The 2,649-nt window shown below is 47.2% G+C and carries 3 pseudogenes; 2 read left to right on the forward strand and 1 reads right to left on the reverse strand.

What is annotated here, in order from left to right:
• Nucleotides 1-289 (reverse strand): annotated as a pseudogene (locus BGK49_RS12040) (IS1-like element transposase); the annotation flags it as partial.
• A gap of 57 nt (nt 290-346) precedes the next feature.
• Here BGK49_RS12040 and lpfB-O113 point away from each other — a divergent pair.
• Nucleotides 347-946, forward strand: a pseudogene (lpfB-O113, locus tag BGK49_RS26750) (long polar fimbrial chaperone LpfB-O113); the annotation flags it as partial.
• Between the two features lie 24 nt (nt 947-970).
• Nucleotides 971-2,550: pseudogene (lpfC-O113, locus tag BGK49_RS12050) on the forward strand (long polar fimbrial usher protein LpfC-O113); the annotation flags it as partial.
• Between the last annotated feature and the right edge of the window lie 99 nt (nt 2,551-2,649).

A 2,649-nucleotide genomic window follows, 5' to 3' on the forward strand; every position in this document is an offset into this window, starting at 1 on the left:
TGTATGCGCGAGGTTACCGACTGCGGCCTGAGTTTTTTAAGTGACGTAAAACCGTGTTGAGGCCAACGCCCATAATGCGTGCACTGGCGCGACATCCGACGCCATTCATGGCCATATCAATGATTTTCTGGTGCGTACCGGGCTGAGAGGCGGTGTAAGTGAACTGTAGTTGCCATGTTTTACGGCAATGAGAGCAGAGATAGCGCTGATGTCCGGCAGTGCTTTTGCCGTTACGCACCACGCCTTCAGTAGCGGAGCAGGAAGGACATCTGATGGAAATGGAAGCCACGCAAGCACCTTAAAATCACCATCATACACTAAATCAGTAAGTTGGCAGCATTACCCGCGGGTGGTTTACTTAAGTAATAATGCTGATAAATCTATTTCTGTATTTAGCAAAGAAGAAAAAATACCTTATATCATCCAAGCTTGGGTAGATCCATTTAATAAAGAGGATAAAAGAAAAGCGCCGTTTACCGTTATTCCGCCAGTATCACGATTAGAACCTTCGCAAGAAAAAATATTACGCATTATTCACACCAAAGGTGTGTCATTGCCTGATGATCGCGAGTCAGTCTTCTGGCTGAATATTAAAAATATTCCGCCATCAGCGAGCAACAAAGCGACGAACTCGCTGGAAATAGCAGTAAAAACGCGTATCAAGCTGTTCTGGCGACCAGCAAATATCCGCCTTATTCCCGAAGATGCTGCGCCGAAAGTGAAATGGCGCCGGGAAGGGCGAAATCTGATAGCAGAGAATCCCAACCCAATTCATATCAGTGTGATGGATGTCATCGTTGATGGCCATGATGTGCCCCTCAATATGATCCGTCCTTTTGAAACGCTCACGTTACCTTTACCTGCTAATTCTGCGGGAGGCCAAATGACCTGGCGATTTATTAATGATTACGGCGCAGTCAGTGACCCGATAAAAATGACGCTGTAAGCAAGGGATAAGGATAGGCGTATTATGATGACGACCAGAATAGTGGTTGGCCTCACGGCAGGGACGTGTCTGATTTTCTCGCAAAACCTGATGGCCGAGGTCAGTGTATTCAATCCGGCGCTTCTGGAAATCGACCATCAATCCGGAGTCGATATTCGCCAGTTTAATCGGGCAAACCTGATGCCCCCAGGTGTTTATAGCGTTGATATTTTTATCAACGGTAAAATGTTTGAACGTCAGGATGTGACATTTGTTCAGAATAATCCAGATGCTGATCTGCACGCTTGCTTTATTGCCATTAAAAAAACACTGTCCTCCTTTGGCATAAAAGTTGATGCGCTAATGATGTGGATGAGACGGTTTGCCTCGATCCTGCTCCACGTATTGAAGGCTCATCCTGGCAGTTTGACAGTGATAAATTGCAGCTGAATATATCCATTCCCCAAATCTACATGGACGCGATGGCTTATGATTACATCAGCCCCACGCGTTGGGATGAGGGGATTAACGCGCTCACCATCAACTACGATTTTTCTGGTTCACATACACTACGTTCAGATTATGGTTCACAAGAGACAGATACCAGTTATCTCAATCTGCGCAATGGACTGAATATTGGACCGTGGCGGCTACGTAATTACAGTACTTTAAACACCAGCGATGGCCGTGCGGAATACAACTCCATTAGTACCTGGATACAGCGCGATATTGCCGCGTTAAGAAGCCAGATTATGATTGGTGATACGTGGACGGCGAGCGATATTTTCGACAGTACGCAAATTCGCGGCGCGCGTTTGTATACTGATAACGATATGCTACCCGCCAGCCAGAATGGCTTTGCTCCTGTGGTTCGTGGGATTGCAAAGTCCAACGCCACCGTCATCATTCGGCAGAATGGCTACGTGATTTATCAGTCTGCCGTTCCAGAAGGTGCTTTTGAGATCACCGATCTCAACACCGCCAGTACAGGTGGCGATTTGGACGTAACCATCAAAGAAGAAGACGGTAGCGAACAACGATTCACCCAACCTTATGCTTCATTGGCGATTCTTAAACGTGAAGGTCAGACAGATGTTGATGTCAGCGTGGGTGAATTGCGCGATGAAGACGGATTTACACCGGACGTCCTTCAGGCGCAAATACTTCATGGTTTTTCCCACGGGATCACTTTATATGGAGGTATGCAGGCTGCTGAAAATTATGGTTCTGCAGCTCTGGGTGTCGGTAAAGATCTTGGCGCTTTGGGCGCAATTTCTTTCGATGTGACACATGCTCGTGCGAATTTTAGCCATGATGATACAGAAACGGGTCAGTCATATCGCTTTCTCTATTCAAAACGATTTGACGACACAGACACTAGCTTGCGCCTGGTTGGCTATCGTTACTCCACCGAGGGCTACTATACCCTCAATGAGTGGGCATCGCGGCGCAACAGCCCTGAAGACTTTTGGGAAACAGGTAACCGACGTAGTCGCGTGGAGGGAACGCTAACGCAGTCGTTGGGGAGAGATTATGGCAATTTATACCTGACATTAAGCCGGCAACAATACTGGCATACCGATGATGTCGAACGATTAATGCAATTTGGCTACAGCAGTAGCTGGTGGATTTGCCCCTATATTTCCAGACATCTGTTATCACTTAACCCATTACAAGCCCGCTGCCGCAGATATTCCCGTGGCGAGCGATAACCCAGCGCACTA

It is taken from the genome of Shigella sp. FC1544 (assembly GCF_001722145.1).
Classification (GTDB): domain Bacteria; phylum Pseudomonadota; class Gammaproteobacteria; order Enterobacterales; family Enterobacteriaceae; genus Escherichia; species Escherichia coli.